We start from the raw sequence: 18103 nt of genomic DNA, 5'->3' as shown, positions 1-18103 counted from the left end.
TATGGGAAATTATAACTTTGAAACAGCACCCAATCGGATTGGTCAGCATACTTATAAATGGAAAGAAGCGGAGAAAGACTGTCAAGTCCTGCCAGCCTGGATTGCAGATATGGATTTTGAAGTCCTGCCTGAAATTCAGCAAGCCGTCCATGACTATGCGGATCAGTTAGTTTATGGCTATACCTATGCTAGTGAGGAGTTGATCAATGCCGTTCTAGCTTGGGAGCGGGATGAGCATGGCTACACATTTGATAAGGAAGCCTTGGTCTTTATCGAGGGAGTTGTTCCTGCGATTTCGACGGCTATCCAAGCCTTTAGCGAAGAAGGTGATGCCGTGCTCATCAACACTCCAGTTTATCCTCCTTTTGCCCGCAGTGTCAAGCTCAATAATCGTCAGTTGATTACTAATTCCTTGATAGAACAGGACGGTCTCTTTCAGATTGACTTTGAGCAGCTGGAGCAGGACATCATAGACAATGAAGTCAAGATTTATGTTCTTTGCAATCCGCATAATCCTGGCGGTCGAGTTTGGGAATGGGAAGTGTTAGAGAAAATTGGTCGTCTCTGCCAAAAATACGGTGTTCTCGTGGTCTCAGATGAAATTCACCAAGATTTGACGCTGTTTGGCCATGAACATCAGTCTTTCAATACTGTCTCGCCTGACTTTAAGGACTTCAGCTTGATTTTAGCCAGTGCGACGAAGACATTCAATATTGCTGGGACTAAAAATTCCTATGCGGTGATTGAGAATCCTAGCCTGCGGCAGCAGTTTCAAAAGCGCCAACTGGCCAATAACCAGCATGAAATTTCAGGTCTTGGATTTCTAGCGACAGAAGCAGCCTATCGTTATGGTAAAGCTTGGTTGACGGAGCTCAAGGCTGTCTTAGAAGAAAATATTGATTTTGTTGTCGATTATTTTGTCAAGGAAGCGCCGCGTCTGCGGGTCATGAAGCCTCAAGGGACTTATCTGATTTGGCTGGACTTTTCAGCTTATGGGCTGACAGATGACCAGCTCTTCCATTTGCTCCGAGAAGAAGCCAAGGTTGTCCTGAATCGAGGAAGTGATTTTGGTCAAGAAGGCAAAGGACATGCTCGTCTCAATACAGCTGCGCCGAAGACTATGATTAAAGAGATTTGTCGACGGATTGCGGAAGTTTTGCCAAAATAAAATAAAAATAGCTCTCTTTATTGACAATCTTTCTAAAGAGGAGTATAGTAAGAGTGTAAATCGGTAGGTGAGGCTACCATAAGGATACGGATGACTACCGCAAAGCAGTGGAGACACTACTCGTTGGTCAACAGTCCTGATCGCCAAGGTCAAGACTAAGTTCATTACATTGCCTTATGGAGTTAAAGCTTGAACGGTCAATACTTGCTTTATCTGTGTTTAAAATAGTGAAGCGAATAACCTGACATGCAAACAACCCTGCCGATAATGGCAGGGTCTTCTTTTTTGCTGAAAGTAGTTTAAGTATGTAAATGATGGATTCTCTGCAAATCAAGAATAAAAGAAAGGAGTAGCACGATGCAAATTGACGATCATCCGGAACCGCACATACACAGCCAATCGCTGATTTGTGTCGTTCTGTCCTCATAAAGTGATTGGTCCCTGTGTATGAAAATTATCAATCATACATAAAGGAGAAACCAATGAAAACAGTAAAAGAAAGATTAGTTGCTGCTCTGCAGCTTCCTGTACAAGAAACTCTGGCATTTTACAAGACTTCCTTTCGGGGCCTGACAGAAGAGCAGGTCGAAGAAAATCGTGATCTCTATGGTGAAAATATTATCACAAAGGGTCAGGAAGACTCCATTCTAAAGAAAATTTACGAGTCTATTATTAACCCCTTTACAGTCATCTTATTGGTGATTGCCCTCGTGTCTTTAATGACAAATGTCTGGCTGGCCAAGCCTGGTGAGGAAGATCCGACGACTTCCATTATTATTGTCGTTCTGGTGCTGATTTCCGGCGGCATCCGTTTTATTCAGGAATTGCGGAGCGACCGCGCTGCTAGCAATCTATCTCGGCTGATTGTCAACACAGCTACGGTTATCCGAGAAGGAGCAGAGCAGGAACTTCCGATTGATGAGCTTGTTGTAGGAGACATCATCAAGCTTAGTGCTGGAGACATGATTCCCGCAGATGTCTTGCTGCTGGATTCCCGCGATTTCTTTGTACAACAGTCTGGCCTAACAGGGGAAAGTGACGCAGTAGAAAAGCTCTGTTTGAACAAGGCGGATGGGCAAAATTTCAATAGCCTTTTAGAAACAGAGTCGCTGGCCTTTATGGGAACCAATGTTATTTCTGGGAGAGCCACGGCCCTGGTGCTGGTGGTTGGTGATGAGACTATGATGGGTGCTATTGAGCAGACATTGAACACCTACGATGAGCCAACCTCTTTTGAGCGCGAGATGAATAGCATTTCTTGGCTCTTGATTCGTTTGATGCTGGTCATGGTGCCAGTTGTGTTCTTCATCAACGGGCTGGCAGACGGCGACTGGTTGGAAGCAGGTGTCTTTGCCCTCAGCGTTGGAGTCGGCCTGACGCCAGAAATGCTGCCTATGATTATCACGGCGAGCTTAGCTAAAGGTTCTATTATCATGGCTCAGGAAAAGGTCGTGATTAAAAAACTGAATGCCATCCAAGACTTAGGAGCGATTGATATCCTTTGTACGGATAAGACGGGCACACTGACCCAAGACGAGATTGTGTTAGAATACCCATTGGATATTCATGGTGATTTGGACTTAGCAGTGCTCCGTCGTGCCTTTCTCAATTCTTATTATCAAACCGGTCTCAAAAATCTCATGGATCGGGCTATTATTAACCGGACGGAGAAAGAAGCAGAAAAACATGAGATTGTCCGTGATCTAGACCAAACTTTTAAGAAAATTGATGAATTGCCTTTTGACTTTGAACGCCGCCGCATGAGTGTCATCGTCAAGGATGATGAGGATGTCATCAGCATGGTGACCAAGGGGGCCTTGGAGGAAATGCTGGCCATCTCTAGCTATGTAGAATACAAGAACCGCATTACGGAACTGACTGAAGAGATTCGTCAGGAAATCCTTGCTGAAGTGGCTCAACTCAATGAGCAAGGGCTGCGCGTGCTTGGTGTTAGCTACAAGTCAGACCTAGAAGAAGATTACGACTATGAAGTGAAGGATGAGTCCGACATGATTTTGACGGGCTATCTAGCTTTTCTGGATCCGCCTAAGCCATCTGCAGCTCCAGCCATTGAAACTTTGGCTGAGTATGGCGTTGCTACTAAGATTTTGACGGGCGATAATGAAAAGGTTACTCAGGCAGTCTGTGAAAAGGTGGGCCTTGATGTAGAAAATATATTGCTAGGCGTTGAGGTAGATACTTTATCTGATGAGGAATTAAGCCAGGCAGTAGAGGATACAACAGTTTTTGCCAAGCTCTCACCTGACCAAAAAGCACGGATTATCCTCCAGCTCAAAGCCAATGGCCATAAGGTCGGCTATATGGGTGATGGCATCAATGATGCGCCTTCTATGAAAGTAGCAGATGTCGGTATTTCTGTTGATACAGCTGTCGATATTGCTAAGGAAACGGCAGATGTCATTTTGCTGGATAAGGACCTTATGGTTCTAGAGAAAGGGCTGGTAGAGGGACGCAAGGTCTATGCCAATATGACCAAGTATATCAAGATGACGGTCAGTTCCAACTTTGGGAATATCTTTTCTCTCCTCTTTGCCAGTATCTTTTTGCCATTTCTGCCTATGGCACCAGTTCATTTGATTGTCCTCAATCTGGTTTATGATTTGTCTTGTATAGCTCTGCCATTTGATAATGTGGACAGTGAATTTCTCAAGAAGCCTCATATTTGGTCAGCTAGCTCCATCACCCGCTTTATGGCTTGGATCGGGCCTATCTCATCCGTTTTTGATGTTTTGACCTATCTGGTGCTTTACTTTATTATTGTGCCTATGCTGACTGGTGGAAATTATCAAGCTGGTACTGAGCAGGCAGCAATTTTTATCACTCTTTTCCAAACAGGCTGGTTTATTGAGTCTATGTGGACCCAGACCATGGTCATCTATATGCTGCGTTCGCCTAAGCTGCCTTTTGTGCAAAGCCGTCCTGCCCTTTCCGTCATTGTGACGACCATGGCGGCTGCGCTCTTTGTTACTTCCTTGCCATACAGCCTCTTTGCGTCAGTTCTGAAGACTGCCCCGCTCAATGGCACCTATTTCCTTTTCCTTTTCTTGATTATCGTGCTTTATATGATTAGTGTAACCTTTGTGAAAGGCCTTTATATCAAGCGTTACAAGGAATGGCTGTAGTAGAAATACTAGCAGATGTTTAAGAAGTATAAAAGAGAGTGGGACAGAGATCGGTAATTCGTTAGAATTCGATTTCGTTGTCCCACCTCCGCACAGTTGCGTAGGGCTGTAAAAGCTGATGAAATCAGCGTAATAGAGCCCACTCAACCACTGCGTCTTGCTTGACAATCCAAAGACAATTGAGAGGCTAGGACTTTTGTCCCAGCCTCTTTTGCATGTATTATTCTTTATCAGGTTGCCATTGCCAGCTTGCTCCAAATTGGGCGAGTAGCTCAAAGGAAGCTTCTGGTCCCATAGATCCGACAGGATATTCATGGAGTGGTACTTGATTTTGACTCCAGAGTTCTTCGATGCGATCGATAAGCTGCCAGCTGGCTTTTACTTCGTCCCAATGGCTGAAATTAGTTGAGTCGTTATTGAGGACATCAAAAATCAGTTTTTCATAAGGGTCTGGAGAGGCTCCTGAAGCTGTAGCGTCTGTCCGATAATCCAATGACATAGGAGCTAGGTTAAAGAGTTCTCCCACTTCCTTACCATTGAGGCTGAGTGAAAGGCCTTCAGTTGGTTGGATATAGATGGTTAGTACATTTGGTTTGAGAGGTTCACCAAAGATGGAGTCCATCTGTTTGAAAACGATGTTGACGAGGGTGCCTTTTTTAGTGAGACGTTTCCCTGTTCGGAAGAAGAAAGGAACATCACGGAAGCGATCGCTATCAATGAAGAAGGCACCAGAGGCAAAGGTTTCGGTCGTAGACTCAGGGTTGACATTGGGCTCACTACGGTAGGAAATGTATTTTTTGCCATTGATATTGCCAGACTTGTACTGACCACGAATGAAGAAGCGCTTCAAATCTTCTTCGCTCGGCTGAACAAGGCGTTCAAAGACCTTGACCTTTTCTGCACGGATATGATCTTTGGTAAAGCTTTTTGGTTTGTCCATGGCCAGTAGTGAAAGGAGTTGTAGGGTGTGGTTTTGTACCATATCGCGGAGGGCACCAGACTCATCATAGTAGCCACCGCGCTCTTCAACGCCCAGCTTTTCAGCAAAGGTAATCTGCACATTATCAATGTATTGGCGGTTCCAGACATTTTCAAACAGAAGATTAGCAAAGCGGATGGCAAAAATCTTTTGAATCATTTCCTTGCCCAGATAGTGGTCGATACGGAAAATCTGTTCTTCATCAAAAGTAGCCAGTAGATCTTCATTGAGCTTGCTGGCAGTTGCCAAATCTGTCCCAAAAGGTTTTTCGACAATCAGGCGTTCAAATCCTTTTCCATCAACGATTTGCTCAGACTTGAGATGCTTAGCAATGGTTCCGAAAAATTGTGGCGCCATAGAAAGGAAGAAGAGTTTGTTATTTTCTGCCTGGTATTGCTCGTTGAGCTTGTTTTGCAGCTTGCGCAATTCGATATAATGCTCAGTATCTTGTACGTCATGGCTTTGATAGTAAAAGTGGCTGGCGAACTCTTGAGCCTGCTCAGCACTGTCGGCTAGGTCAGAGATTGACTCGACAACGACCGACTCGAAATATTCCTTGCTCCAAGGTCTGCGGGCAGTTCCGATTACGGCAAAATGTTGCGAAAGATTGCCAGATTTATAAAGTCTAAAGAGAGAAGGATAAAGTTTTCTTTGAGCCAAGTCTCCGCTGGCACCGAAAATTGTAATAATAACTTTTGAAGACATGATATCTATTACCTATCTAAATGTGATTGTCTCTATTTTATCACAATTTTCAGAAAAATTGTATTTGAAAAATCTGGATTTGACCAAAGAAAATATCCCGAGGGAAAGTCGGGATATAAATTTAGGCTTCTTTCTTCTGATGAATCGCTCGAAACAGGAAATAGTAGAAAATAAAGTTGCCTGTCACGAGAAGGAGTAGTAGGCTGAAAACATTGTGGGCGCCACTTGTCGTATCGGGGGCTTGATTGAGCAGGACAGCTGCAATTGCCGTTCCCAAGGCACCAGCAAAGGTTTGTGCGAGTTGAAAGAGGGCAGTTACATCCGCCGTTTTATCTCTGCTGACTTGAGAAGCCGATAAAGCCATGGTATTGTTGAAGGCCATGTTGCGTCCCATAGTAAAGAGGATATAAAATCCTAAGATTAAAGGCAGATTGAGCCAGTTTGTAAAGAAGCTAAAGATAATCATGACAAGAAAGACTAGGCTATTGCCGCTTAGCAGAGATAGTTTTGGGCCTTTGCTATCGTACAATTTCCCCAGAAAAGGCGACATAAAAGCCCCGATCATGGTTCCGGGAAGGAGGGAAAATCCAGCTTGGGCGGTGGAGACATTCTTGACCAGCACGAGAAAGTTGGGAATGAGAAAATTACTGGATAGGTTGGAGAATTGGAAAATTAAAAAGGGCAGAATTCCAAAGAAAATTGTTGGTTCTTTCAAGATACGGATGTCCAGAAACGGATCTTGAACCGTCAGACTCCGCCAGATAAAAAAGGCAAAGGAAAGGAAGAAAATGGCTAGATAAAGCCAATTGACACTATCACCACCTTCTAAACTGGAGATGGTCATCAGAGAAAAGGAAAGAGCCGTTGTGAGCGAGAGAAAGCCCAGCACATCAAAGGGACGCTTGCTTTTTCCTGCTGAATTTTCCAAGTTAACATAAGCCAGCAAAAAGAGAGGATGGGAACTGGCATGATAAAGCTGTAGATCATGTGCCAGTCGAAGGAGCCAATCATGAAGCCTCCGTAGGTCGGGCCGATGGCTGGTGCCAGACTGATAACTAGACCACTCAGTCCCATATAAAAGCCGATTTTCTGCCGAGGAATCCGCTCCACGATGAGATTAAACATAAGTGGAATGGCAATCCCAGTCGCTCCCCCCTGAAGGATCCGTCCCAGCATAAGGGAAGTAAAGTCTGGGGCAATCATAGCAATCAGATTACCAAGAGTAAAGATGGAAAGTGAGGTAAAGAGGATGCGACGCTCCGTCCAATTGTGGGCTAGAGTTGCGCCTAAAGTTATGGTGATGGCGACGGCCAGCAGATAGCCAGTCGTAATCCATTGCAGCACTCCTAAGCTCAGACCAAATACTTTGCTGAGGTGGGGAAAGGTCACATTCATACTGGTCTCTGAAAGAATTCCAGCAAAGGTGACTAAGGCCACAGCCAGAATAGAAAGCAAATCTCGTTTCTTTACTTTTTCTTGATTCATAAAAACAACTCCTTTTCAAATGAGATAGTATTATTGTAGCATGATTTTCTAAGAGAGGAGAAAAAAAGTTAAATAGCAACTTTAATCAAATTTATAAAAGTCGAGCAGACTAACTTAGTAAAGGGGAGAGAATGGCATATAAAAGAAACACCCATGAAAATGGATTTTCACAGGTGTTTGACTCTAAAAGACCCGATAGACATAAGGATTGTCCGGTTTTTCTACCCTATCAAAACTTTCAACTTCTAGAGTTGGCAGGCTTTGCCCAAGACTTTTATGGTAGTGCATGGCAAGTTTCCCCTTGGCATGAATCCAGGTATTATTCTCGAAATGCTGAGTATTTCCAGTCGTCAAGAGGCCATAGACACCTGAGTCGGCGATACAATGGATAATACCGAAGCGAAAGAGAAATTGACTCTTCTGGTCGCTGGGGTCGTTGTAGACAAAGCCGGTGAACTCCAGCGTCTTGCCCACAAACTCGTCGGGATAGTCATAGATGACCTCCATGACCTCCATGTAGTTCTCAGTTGTGATCTGAATGGTATCTTGCTTGACATATTTCTTGGCGGCTGCCCGCATTTCTTTTTCGTAAGCCCCTTTGGTAAAGTAGGTGCTGGTGTCCGGCTTCAGATACTGGCTTGTCGTACCTTCGTCCTGCTGGACGGCTGCAGAAGTTCCCTCAGCCAGTGGGAAATGAAATCCTTTAGCCGAAACGGTTGTCGAATCCAAGGTGACGGTTGGAAAGAAAATTCCCACAAAAAGCGGAATGACAAGGAGCAGGACGCTGCCTAGCTTGGCCCAGCGAGTGCTTAAATGACTATGGACCTCCATCTTTTTCATCCAGATGATGAGCTGCACGACTGCCAAGATAAAGGACAGAATCATGGATAGATATGCCAGATAGGAATAGTGGAGATTGATATATTGATTAAGCTTGCCCGTCAGCTGCAGATACATGGTAATCTCAAAGTAGCCGACTAAGATTAAAAATCGAATCATAGCACTACCCCCACAAGCCAAGAGTAAAGAAAGACGACGACGGTAACTAGGCTGATAAATTGCCAGATAAAGCGTGTCTTAAAGTAGTTTTTCATCATCAGCAGATTCTTGACATCTAGCATAGGCCCAATGACCAAGAAAGCTAAGACTGGCGCTAAGCCGAAACTAGCAATCAAGGAGCTTCCGATGAACGCATCAGCTTCGCTGCACAGTGAGAGCAGGAAGGACAGCAGCATGAGCAGAAGAATAGCGACAGCTGGTGTCGAGCTGATAGAGGTCAGGATTCTGGTTGGCACATAGACTTGTACTATACTGGCGAAGAGACAGCCAAAAACCAGATAGCGGCCTGTATCGAAAAATTCATCAATGGCCTGCACAAATACCTGAAATAGCTTTTGTCCTTTGCTGAGATGTGAAAAGTCATGCTCATGAACAGCCTTGCGATTCTCTTTCTGGATATTGCTATCCGCAAAGAAGCCCAGAAAAATCCCTAAAAGAATAGCCACGACCATAGAACCTAGAGCACGAAGCAGAGCCATTCGGAAGGAATTACCAAAGGCTGAGTAGGTCGCAAAGAGCACGATAGGGTTGATGACTGGAGCTGTTACCAGAAAAGGCACAGCCGTGTAACTGGGAACTTTCTTTTCCAGAAACCGATTTATAATGGGAACAATTCCGCACTCACAGGAAGGAAAGACGACACCGATTAGACTTCCAAAGAAAATCCGAGCCCATTTGTTCTTGGGCAGGAAGTGATAAACCCTGTCTGGCGTGACATAAACCTCAATAAAGCCAGAAATGATACTTCCAATCAAAACAAATGGCAATGCCTCTATGATAATGGAGAGAAAAATAGCTCCAGCCTGTAAGACGCTGGAAGGAAGATTTGAAAAGAAACTCATGCTTTTTTAGCCTTGTCTTCAGCTTCTTTTTTCTTTTTGCCATCTGGAAATTCGACTTTTTCAAGCTTGGGCAGGGTTGCAAATTCCTCGAACATCTTGTCTAAATCGTCTGTTTTAGTAAATTTAACAGCCATAAAAGTACCTCATTTCTAAAATAATAATTCTATTATACTACCAAAAGAAAAAAAATGATATTTTCAGCCACGATGGAGCTGAGACAGCGGATTTATCCAAGAAAGAAAAAGATGGATTAAACTAGTCTTTATAGATTGTTCAGCTTCATATTATGATATAATAGAAGCGTTATGGAAAATTTAAATATTGAAAAAATTGCCCAGAAATTGGGCCTTAAAGAAAAACAAGTATCACAGGTCTTAGAACTGACCGCTGAGGGAAATACCATTCCTTTTATTGCTCGTTACCGTAAGGAAATGACGGGAAATCTGGATGAGGTCGAGATTAAGGCAATCATTGACTTAGATAAGAGCATGACTGCCTTGGCAGAGCGTAAAGCAACGGTCTTAGCTAAGATTGAGGAGCAGGGAAAACTAACGGATGCACTGCGTTCTGAGATTGAGGCTGCTGAAAAGCTGGCTGATGTGGAAGAACTTTATCTGCCCTACAAGGAGAAGCGCCGTACCAAGGCTACTATTGCGCGTGAAGCAGGTCTCTTTCCTTTGGCCCGCCTAATCTTACAGGATGCGGCTAATCTGCAGGAAGAAGCTGAGAAACTGACTAGTGAAGCCTTTCCGACAGCAGAAGCTGCTCTAGCTGGAGCAGTGGATATTCTGACTGAGGCGATTTCTGAAGATACCAAGCTGCGGGCTTGGACCTACCATGAGATTCAGACCAATTCTTCTATCGTATCTAGTCTCAAAGATGGTGATTTGGATGAAAAGCAGGTCTTCCAGATTTATTATGATTTTTCTGAAAAAGTAGCGACCATGCAGGGCTACCGGACATTGGCTCTTAACCGTGGTGAGAAGCTAGGTATTCTCAAGGTTGGTTTTGAGCACAATATTGAGAAAATTCTGCGTTTCTTTGAAGTACGCTTCAAGGTGAAAAATGCCTATATTATCGAAGCTATCCAGCAAGCGGTTAAAAAGAAAATCATTCCAGCCATGGAGCGCCGTATTCGGACCGAGCTGACTGAGGCCGCTGAGGATGGAGCCATTCAGCTCTTCTCAGAAAACCTCCGCAATCTCCTCCTGATTGCCCCTCTCAAAGGTCGTGTAGTACTGGGCTTTGACCCAGCCTTTCGGACAGGAGCCAAGCTAGCTGTTGTGGATGCGACAGGAAAGATGCTGACGACTCATGTCATCTATCCCGTTCCACCAGCAAAGCCAACTCAGATTGAAGCATCTAAGAAAGAGTTATCGGAGCTGATTGAGCAGTTTGGCGTGGAAATTATTGCCATTGGAAATGGAACGGCTAGCCGAGAAAGCGAAGCCTTTGTAGCTGAAGTTTTGAAATCCCATCCAGATGTCAGCTATGTTATCGTCAATGAAAGCGGAGCATCTGTCTACTCTGCTAGTGAACTGGCTCGTCATGAGTTTCCAGATTTGACGGTTGAAAAGCGCTCAGCTATTTCCATTGCCCGCCGTCTGCAGGATCCTTTGGCTGAGCTGGTCAAGATTGATCCTAAGTCCATCGGAGTTGGTCAGTACCAGCATGATGTCAGCCAGAAAAAGCTGTCTGAAAGTTTGGACTTTGTCGTTGATACCGTGGTTAACCAAGTCGGAGTTAATATCAACACCGCCAGTCCAGCCCTACTGGCCCATGTAGCTGGTCTTAATAAAACTATCTCAGAAAATATTGTCAAGTATCGGGAAACGGAAGGCTTGATTCGGTCTCGCGAGGCCATCAAGAAAGTGCCGCGTCTGGGCGCAAAGGCTTTTGAACAGGCAGCCGGCTTCCTGCGTATTCCTGAAAGTGATAACCTGCTAGACAATACAGGCGTTCACCCAGAGTCTTATAAGGCAGTAGAAGAACTCTTTAAGCGTCTGGAAATTAGCAGTTTGGATGAAGCAGCCCAAGCCAAATTAAAAGCAGTGCAGACTGCTAGTTTGGCTACAGAGCTAGGCTTGGGAGAAGAAACCCTCAAAGATATTATTGCTGATCTGCTCAAGCCTGGTCGGGATTTGCGTGATTCCTTTGACGCGCCAGTTCTGCGGCAGGATGTCTTGGATATTAAGGATTTGCGCATCGGTCAAAAACTTGAGGGTGTTGTCCGCAATGTCGTTGATTTCGGAGCCTTTGTGGATATCGGTATCCACGAAGATGGCCTTATCCATATTTCTAAAATCAGCAAAAATTTCATTAAACACCCTAGTCAAGTCTTGTCGGTTGGCGATTTGGTCACTGTCTGGGTGGATAAACTGGATGTGGAGCGGGAGAGGGTCAACCTCTCTCTGATAGCACCAAATGAATCTAACTAACTACGTTAAGCAAGTTTCGCTGGAAGATTTTGGCTGGGAATTTAGCCACCAAGCTTTTTGGAATAAGCGTCTCCGTACTACAGGAGGACGCTTCTTTCCTAAAGACGGCCATCTGGATTTTAACCCAAAAATCTATGAAACTTTTGGGCTGGAGATCTTCCGAAAAATTGTCCGCCATGAGTTGGTCCACTATCATCTTTATTATCAGGGTAAAGGCTACCGCCATGGAGATAGGGATTTTAAAGAATTACTCAAGCAGGTGGATGGTCTGCGCTACGCCCCCTCATTGTCAGATTCGCAATCCCTTCTCATCTATGAATGCCTGAGCTGCGGAGCACTTATCCGTCGCAGACGTAGGGTCAATCTTCAAAAATACCGTTGCGGACGCTGTAGAGGCCAACTGGCATTCCTCAAAGAGGAAACAAACAGAGGCTGAGTGAATGAAAAACTGATAACTGCAGAATCAGCCTTGGGGCTGATTTTTTTGCCCTTTCGCTATGATAAAATGAAGGAAAGAATGAGAGTTGAGGTCGTCACCATGAAAACTAAATTTTATAAATTAAGAAGAAACCGAGTGATTTCAGGGGTTTTATCGGGACTGGCCGATAAATTCAACTTTGATCTTGGTTTGTTACGCTTTTTATTCATCATTTTTACAGTTTTCAATTTTGGCTTAGGAATTTTGATTTATATTTTGCTGGCTGTCGTGATGCCTTACAAGGAAGATGTGGAAGCGGAAATGTATGGAACAGGCCCTCGTAAAATGAAAGATGCCGAGCCAATCAATGACAATGACGGCTGGTTTTGGTAATTATGAAAGAGAGAAATTCGGGTAGTGTTCCCGAATTTTTGCTAGATGTAGAGGAAAGATAACAATTATAAGAAACATTTTCCATTAGGCTACCAACACTCAAATTGCTGCTTTAAGCGTTCCTATCCCTGATTGTTATTTTGAAGAACGGTATTCGTAGTTATTTTATATAGCTTATGCTACATAGGCTTACGATTTGCCTAGCTTCAGACATCCCCAAAAATAGAAAAGGCTGATTCAACCGATTACCTTAAAGCTTAGAAAGAGATTTAAATGAAACAATTTTCTTTACCATTATATATTTTGAAATTTTTCCTGTATTTGATTATTAGTTTAATTCTACATATAGTTCTTATTTTTGCAGCAGGCATGGTGGCAGGAGGTTATGCTACCTTCTTTGTTTTCTTTATAGGTAATTTAGCTTTTCCATTTGGCTTGTGGAATTTCTTCTTTTTCTGGAAAGTTTTAACCCCGGAGCAAAGCTCAAAGCGTTTAGTAGGACTTGTATCTATCTTATTTCTGCCAGTTCTATGTTTCGTAATTTATGGTTTTGTTGGAGGTTTCCAAAACATTATCAACTCTCTTCCTAATAGCCTATTTTATGTTTTTGGTATGCTGCTTTCAAATACAATTGTATACTCTATGGCTCATTCAATAAACCTTTCTAACTATAAAAAGCGAGCTATTTCTCAAACTGAAAATAATCAGAGTGAAATAGACTGAACCTTACAAATTCAAAGAAAACCTAAGCATTTATCCAAGGAGGAAATATGACAGAAGTTTGGAATGCCTATGACTTGAATCGAAGTCAGCTCCCGCATCTCCTAATTCGAGGAGAAAAAATTCCTGAAGGCCAGTTTCATCTTTGTGTCAATGTCTTGGTTCGCCATCAGGATGGTGATTTTCTCTGTATGCGACGATCAGCAAATAAAAGTCTCTATCCTGGCTACTATGAGTTTGGAGCGGGAGGTAGTGTATTGGCAGGAGAGGATAGTCAGACAGCCGCCCTGCGGGAACTAGAAGAAGAAACAGGCCTAGTTCCTGACAGTATCAGACTATTGGAGCAGGTGTGCTCTGTCGAAGACCAGTGCCACTTTGATTTCTATGAAGCGGTGGTGTCTGGGGACAAGAGCCAAGTTTGCTATCAGGTAGGCGAAACTGATGCTCATATCTGGCTGGCTCTAAGAGAAATACCAGCCTTTATCGAGAGCCATCCATGCTTTCAAAGTCAAAAAAGAATTCTCCAAAGGTGGATAGGCTAGTTGTTTTGACTGGCCTTTTTGCTGGCTGGCAGATGTTTTTACAAGCATCTAGGGAAAAATCCTGCTTAATTTCCAATCTTAAAAACTCTTTTAGGGTAAAAATTTGCTATAATAGAGAAAGATAAATTTGAAGGGAGCAGGGAATGTCTGTAAAGGTCAAAGATTTGATTGAAAAAGTCCGTTTACGCATAGTTTACGGCAGTGATGACCTCTTAGAAAAGGAGATTTCGACATCGGATATTTCGCGGCCGGGTCTTGAAATGACCGGCTATTTTGACTACTACACGCCAGAACGGATTCAGCTGATTGGGATGAAGGAGTGGTCTTATCTGATGAAGATGACATCCCACAATCGTCATCAAGTCCTTCTGAAAATGTTTCAACCAGAAACACCAGTTGTCATTGTGGCGCGCAATTTGGAGATTCCTGAAGAAATGCGACGAGCAGCGGAAGAAAAGCAAATCGCGATTCTTACCAGCCGCACATCAACCAGCCGTCTATCAGGGGAAATTTCTAGTTTCCTTGACTCACGTTTGGCGGTCAGAACCAGTGTTCATGGCGTATTGATGGACATCTACGGAATGGGAGTGCTGATTCAAGGAGACAGTGGTATTGGTAAAAGTGAAACTGGTCTTGAGTTAGTCAAGCGTGGCCATCGTTTAGTGGCAGATGACCGGGTCGATATTTTTGCCAAGGATGAAATGACTCTCTGGGGAGAGCCTGCTGAGATTCTTCGTCATCTCTTGGAAATTCGTGGTGTCGGCATTATTGATGTGATGAGCCTTTACGGAGCTAGTGCGGTTAAGGATTCTTCACAGGTACAGATTGCCGTCTATCTGGAAAATTATGATACCAATAAGACCTTTGACCGTCTGGGTAATAATGCAGAAGAATTGGAAGTTTCTGGTGTCAGAATTCCTCGTATTCGCATCCCCGTTAAGACAGGACGCAACATCTCTGTGGTGATTGAGGCTGCAGCCATGAACTATCGAGCTAAGGAAATGGGCTTTGATGCCACCAAGATTTTTGAAGAACGACTGACTAATCTAATTAGCCAGAATGAGGTGAAAGATGCTTGATCCAGTAGCTTTTACAGTTGGTCCCTTTAGTATTCGTTGGTATGCAATTTGCATTGTCACTGGCTTGATTTTAGCCGTTTACTTGGCCATGAAGGAAGCGCCACGCAAAAAGATGATTCCAGATGATATTCTTGATTTCATTCTGATTGCCTTTCCCTTGGCTATCCTTGGAGCGCGGCTCTACTATGTGATTTTTGAATGGTCTTATTATGGCAAGCATTCTCTGATTGAGATTTTTCAGATTTGGAATGGTGGTTTAGCCATTTACGGTGGTTTGATTACCGGTGCGCTTGTCCTTTATTTCTTTTCACAGAGAAGGCTGATCAATCCTGTTGATTTCTTGGATATTGCAGCACCTAGCGTCTTGATTGCCCAGAGCATCGGCCGTTGGGGCAATTTCTTTAACCAAGAAGCCTATGGAGCAGTGGTCAAAAACCTTAACTATCTGCCGTCCTTCATCCGCAACAATATGTACATAGATGGTGCTTATCGCCAGCCAACCTTCTTATACGAGTCCCTTTGGAATTTACTTGGTTTTGCCCTACTGATGATTTTACGACGCCGGCCTAAATTCTTCCGTCAGGGAGAATTGGCAGCCTTTTACCTGATTTGGTACGGCTTTGGCCGGATGATTATTGAGGGTATGCGGACCGACAGTCTCATGTTCTTGGGTGTTCGTGTATCTCAGTGGCTGTCTGCAGCTCTGATTTTACTAGGCATCGGCATTATGATTTACCAAAGAAAAAACAAGCCCCCTATTATCAAGAATGAGAGGAGAATATTATGCTTGAAATTGCTTATACTTTAGTTGCTGTCGCTTTGATTGTTTTTCTAATCTATATGACTATCACCGTCAAAACTCTCGGTGATAAGGCTGCTAAAATGCTGGATGAGACAGAAAATACTATCAAAGTTTTGACTTCTGATGTCAATGTCACCCTGCATCAAACCAATGATTTGATTGCCAAAGTCAATGTGTTGACAGATGATATCAACCACAAAGTAGCAACGATTGATCCGCTTTTCAATGCGGTGGCAGACCTATCTGAATCAGTCTCTGATTTAAACGATCAGGCGCGTGTTTTAGGAAAAAAAGCAGTCGCAGCAGGAAGCACGACAGCCAAAACAACAGCAGGTCTAACGGCCCTTCGTTTTGTTGGCAAATTATTTAAAAAATAAGAAAGTAGGTTTATTATGGGAAAAATTTCATCACTTTTATTAGGTGCTGTGTCTGGTGCAGCTGCAGCGTACTTTCTAACTAGCAAAAAAGGTAAAGAAATTACTGAAAAAGTTCAAGACTTCGTTGTTGACTATCGTGAAGATCCAGATAAGACTCACGAAGCAGTTGTCCAATCAGTAAAGGATTTTTCAGATCAGGCTGTCAAGGCCATCAACCAAACCAAGGAAAAGGTTGAAAATGGCGAAATTACAGCTGAAACAGTATTGGAGTCTGTCAAGGATACAACCAAGTCAGTAGTAGACTATTCACAGGATAAATTCCAAGAAATCAAAGAAAAGTTTGAAAAAGAAGAGGAAATTCTTGAAGAAGAAATTTCTGATATCGTGGTGGAAGAAGGAGAAAAAGCTTCTTCAGAAGAAATCATCATTGATTTAGAAGATAAGTAAGTTCAAACTAGATATACAAGTCTGAGGCTGGGACAAAAGAGTCCTAGCCTCGTTTTTATTCGAAGTAGACATTTCCCGCAGTAGCTGATGAGTAGTCGTATGGGGCTAGGAAGCGATACTTATTACTCTTTAGTTCTATCCTCTGCGTCTTGACACTTCGCAGCGAAAGCGCTATTATATATGTAAAAGGGGGTGTTGGTATGAAAAATTTAAAAATACTTGCCTTGCTAGGTCTGGGCTGCTGCTTACTAGCTTGTTCTCGGCAGAAAGCTTCAGAATCCCCTCGGTCTAAAAGCTCTGACCCTTCGTCTAAAGCTTCGAGCGCGAGTCAAGCTAGCTCGAAAGCAGCTAGTAGTAGTCAAGCCAGTACTAATCAAACCAGCCCTAGTCAGAGTTCCGCTTCTGCGGAGTCGGAAAGCTCCAGTCAGACAACTGAAAAGGTCAGAGAAGAGGAGACACAGCCTTCTAGTAAAGAAGCGCCTTTCTCCAATCAGAAAACGTCTGGAAGTTCCTATGCAGATCCAGCGAGCTTGGAATACTTGCGCACCGACCTCTGTCAGTATGATTCTAGCTTACAGGGGCGTCCAGGCTAGTCAGGAAGAATTGGCACGAGCGATGGGCACCGATGGGACTTTTGGCACCCATAATGTCAATGCTATCCGTGTCTTAAATCAATATCTGTTTGGCTATGAGGAAGTGCCGGCAGGCCAAGCGGGCTATCATCTTGCGACAGTGACTAGTAGCGCCTCGAATTCTGAAGATATGCAGCTCTTTAAGGAGCGCCTGCGCAAGAATATTGATGATGGCTATCCGCTCTACTATACGATTGATAATGCCTCCATCTACCCAGGGCACAAGGGTGAACACAATGTCGTGGGGACGGGCTATGAATTATCAGCAGACGGCAGTGATGTCCTTGCAGTTTATTACATTGATCCATCCTATACCGTTCAGGATCCAGTCTATGGAGGGCTGAAAAGGGTGACTCCAGAAGAATTATTGGCAGCGATGTGTGCTTGTCAGGAACCAAATTACGCTTGGTAAAGAAAAGAAAAAAAACGAGATCTTTTGATCTCGTTTGATTTAATTCGTGAATTAACGGTGTCTCTTTCTCCGAACAGTACGGTAGCCTTGAATAACCATTAGACTCAGGACTACAGCAAGTGTAAAAGATAGGAAGGTACTTATTTTTGCAGATAAGAAGATAAAGCTAAAAAAGACTGTCAAAATACAGAATAAAGCGATATTTATAAAGAAAAGTAGCTCACGTAATTGCGATGCTGATTCTGCTTGAGGCAGGTATTCTTGATAGGATACTTCCTTGGTTTGCTCTGTCGAATCATGCAGGGGCGCTGACTCAAACTGTTTAAAATCTCTTACTGCCATAATCTCTCTCCTAATAGTACCTTATCATTCTATCATGTTTCTACTATTAGGTATGTTACAAGATAGTTACAAAACGAATAAAATCGAATTAAGAAATCATAATTCCTATTTTTTGGTATA

General features: G+C 43.5%; 16 protein-coding genes, 2 pseudogenes and 1 riboswitch. Of the genes and pseudogenes, 12 read left to right on the top strand and 6 right to left on the bottom strand.

From position 1 onward, the window contains the following. Position 1: 1 nt before the first annotated feature. Together I872_RS05840 and mgtA are read left to right on the top strand one after the other, a co-directional pair. Positions 2-1168 (top strand): MalY/PatB family protein, encoded by a 1167-nt coding sequence (locus I872_RS05840; RefSeq protein ID WP_015605225.1) that lies wholly within the window; start codon positions 2-4, stop codon positions 1166-1168. Between the two features lie 52 nt (positions 1169-1220). Next, a riboswitch (M-box (ykoK) riboswitch) is annotated at positions 1221-1373 on the top strand. Positions 1374-1650: 277 nt separating this feature from the next. Continuing rightward, positions 1651-4311, top strand: coding sequence for a magnesium-translocating P-type ATPase (mgtA, locus tag I872_RS05835; RefSeq protein ID WP_015605224.1), 2661 nt, complete (start codon positions 1651-1653; stop codon positions 4309-4311). 220 nt (positions 4312-4531) lie between these two features. Here the strand turns inward: mgtA and zwf are convergent, their stop codons facing one another. From zwf to I872_RS11275, 5 genes and pseudogenes are all read right to left on the bottom strand, one after another. After that, positions 4532-5995 carry a glucose-6-phosphate dehydrogenase gene (gene zwf / locus I872_RS05830; protein ID WP_015605223.1) on the bottom strand — a complete coding sequence of 488 codons (1464 nt, stop codon included), beginning with the start codon at positions 5993-5995 and terminating at the stop codon, positions 4532-4534. A gap of 121 nt (positions 5996-6116) precedes the next feature. Continuing rightward, positions 6117-7480: pseudogene (locus I872_RS05825) on the bottom strand (MFS transporter). A 183-nt stretch (positions 7481-7663) separates the two neighbouring features. Next, positions 7664-8479 (bottom strand): TIGR03943 family putative permease subunit, encoded by an 816-nt coding sequence (locus I872_RS05820; RefSeq protein WP_015605222.1) that lies wholly within the window; start codon positions 8477-8479, stop codon positions 7664-7666. After that, a complete protein-coding gene (locus I872_RS05815; RefSeq protein ID WP_015605221.1) occupies positions 8476-9381 on the bottom strand; it encodes a permease in 906 nt (301 codons plus the stop codon). Before I872_RS05815 ends, I872_RS05820 begins: the two co-directional genes overlap by 4 nt. Further along, positions 9378-9515 (bottom strand): SPJ_0845 family protein, encoded by a 138-nt coding sequence (locus I872_RS11275; RefSeq protein ID WP_015605220.1) that lies wholly within the window; start codon positions 9513-9515, stop codon positions 9378-9380. Before I872_RS11275 ends, I872_RS05815 begins: the two co-directional genes overlap by 4 nt. Before the next feature lie 171 nt (positions 9516-9686). Between I872_RS11275 and I872_RS05810 the strand changes: the two genes are divergently transcribed. From I872_RS05810 to I872_RS05765, 10 genes and pseudogenes are all read left to right on the top strand, one after another. Continuing rightward, positions 9687-11819, top strand: coding sequence for a Tex family protein (locus I872_RS05810; RefSeq protein WP_015605219.1), 2133 nt, complete (start codon positions 9687-9689; stop codon positions 11817-11819). Next, positions 11806-12255 carry a SprT family protein gene (locus tag I872_RS05805; protein WP_015605218.1) on the top strand — a complete coding sequence of 150 codons (450 nt, stop codon included), beginning with the start codon at positions 11806-11808 and terminating at the stop codon, positions 12253-12255. Before I872_RS05810 ends, I872_RS05805 begins: the two co-directional genes overlap by 14 nt. A gap of 102 nt (positions 12256-12357) precedes the next feature. Beyond that, entirely contained in the window at positions 12358-12630 is a 273-nt protein-coding gene (locus I872_RS05800; RefSeq protein WP_015605217.1) for a PspC domain-containing protein, read from the top strand. Positions 12631-12903: 273 nt separating this feature from the next. Beyond that, the gene (locus I872_RS05795; protein ID WP_015605216.1) at positions 12904-13353 is read left to right on the top strand and encodes a hypothetical protein; all 450 of its coding nucleotides are present in this window, start codon (positions 12904-12906) and stop codon (positions 13351-13353) included. Positions 13354-13400: 47 nt separating this feature from the next. Continuing rightward, complete coding sequence (locus I872_RS05790) at positions 13401-13892, top strand: NUDIX hydrolase (protein ID WP_015605215.1); 492 nt, start codon at positions 13401-13403, stop codon at positions 13890-13892. 143 nt (positions 13893-14035) lie between these two features. After that, the gene (gene hprK / locus I872_RS05785; protein ID WP_015605214.1) at positions 14036-14971 is read left to right on the top strand and encodes an HPr(Ser) kinase/phosphatase; all 936 of its coding nucleotides are present in this window, start codon (positions 14036-14038) and stop codon (positions 14969-14971) included. Further along, complete coding sequence (gene lgt / locus I872_RS05780; RefSeq protein ID WP_015605213.1) at positions 14964-15779, top strand: prolipoprotein diacylglyceryl transferase; 816 nt, start codon at positions 14964-14966, stop codon at positions 15777-15779. The genes hprK and lgt overlap by 8 nt, the downstream gene beginning before the upstream one ends. Further along, positions 15755-16150: a DUF948 domain-containing protein gene (locus I872_RS05775; RefSeq protein WP_015605212.1), complete on the top strand. Its 396-nt coding sequence runs from the start codon at positions 15755-15757 to the stop codon at positions 16148-16150. The genes lgt and I872_RS05775 overlap by 25 nt, the downstream gene beginning before the upstream one ends. Before the next feature lie 15 nt (positions 16151-16165). Beyond that, on the top strand, positions 16166-16597 hold the full coding sequence (locus I872_RS05770; RefSeq protein WP_015605211.1) for a YtxH domain-containing protein: 432 nt from the start codon (positions 16166-16168) through the stop codon (positions 16595-16597). Between the two features lie 200 nt (positions 16598-16797). After that, positions 16798-17641 (top strand): annotated as a pseudogene (locus I872_RS05765) (C39 family peptidase). 51 nt (positions 17642-17692) lie between these two features. Here the strand turns inward: I872_RS05765 and I872_RS05760 are convergent. Next, positions 17693-17983: a DUF3270 family protein gene (locus I872_RS05760; protein WP_015605208.1), complete on the bottom strand. Its 291-nt coding sequence runs from the start codon at positions 17981-17983 to the stop codon at positions 17693-17695. Between the last annotated feature and the right edge of the window lie 120 nt (positions 17984-18103).

This window comes from Streptococcus cristatus AS 1.3089, assembly GCF_000385925.1.
Classification (GTDB): Bacteria; Bacillota; Bacilli; order Lactobacillales; family Streptococcaceae; genus Streptococcus; species Streptococcus cristatus_B.
The sequence above is the reverse complement of the archived record's forward strand: the minus strand, read 5'-3'. Positions and strand labels throughout refer to the sequence as shown.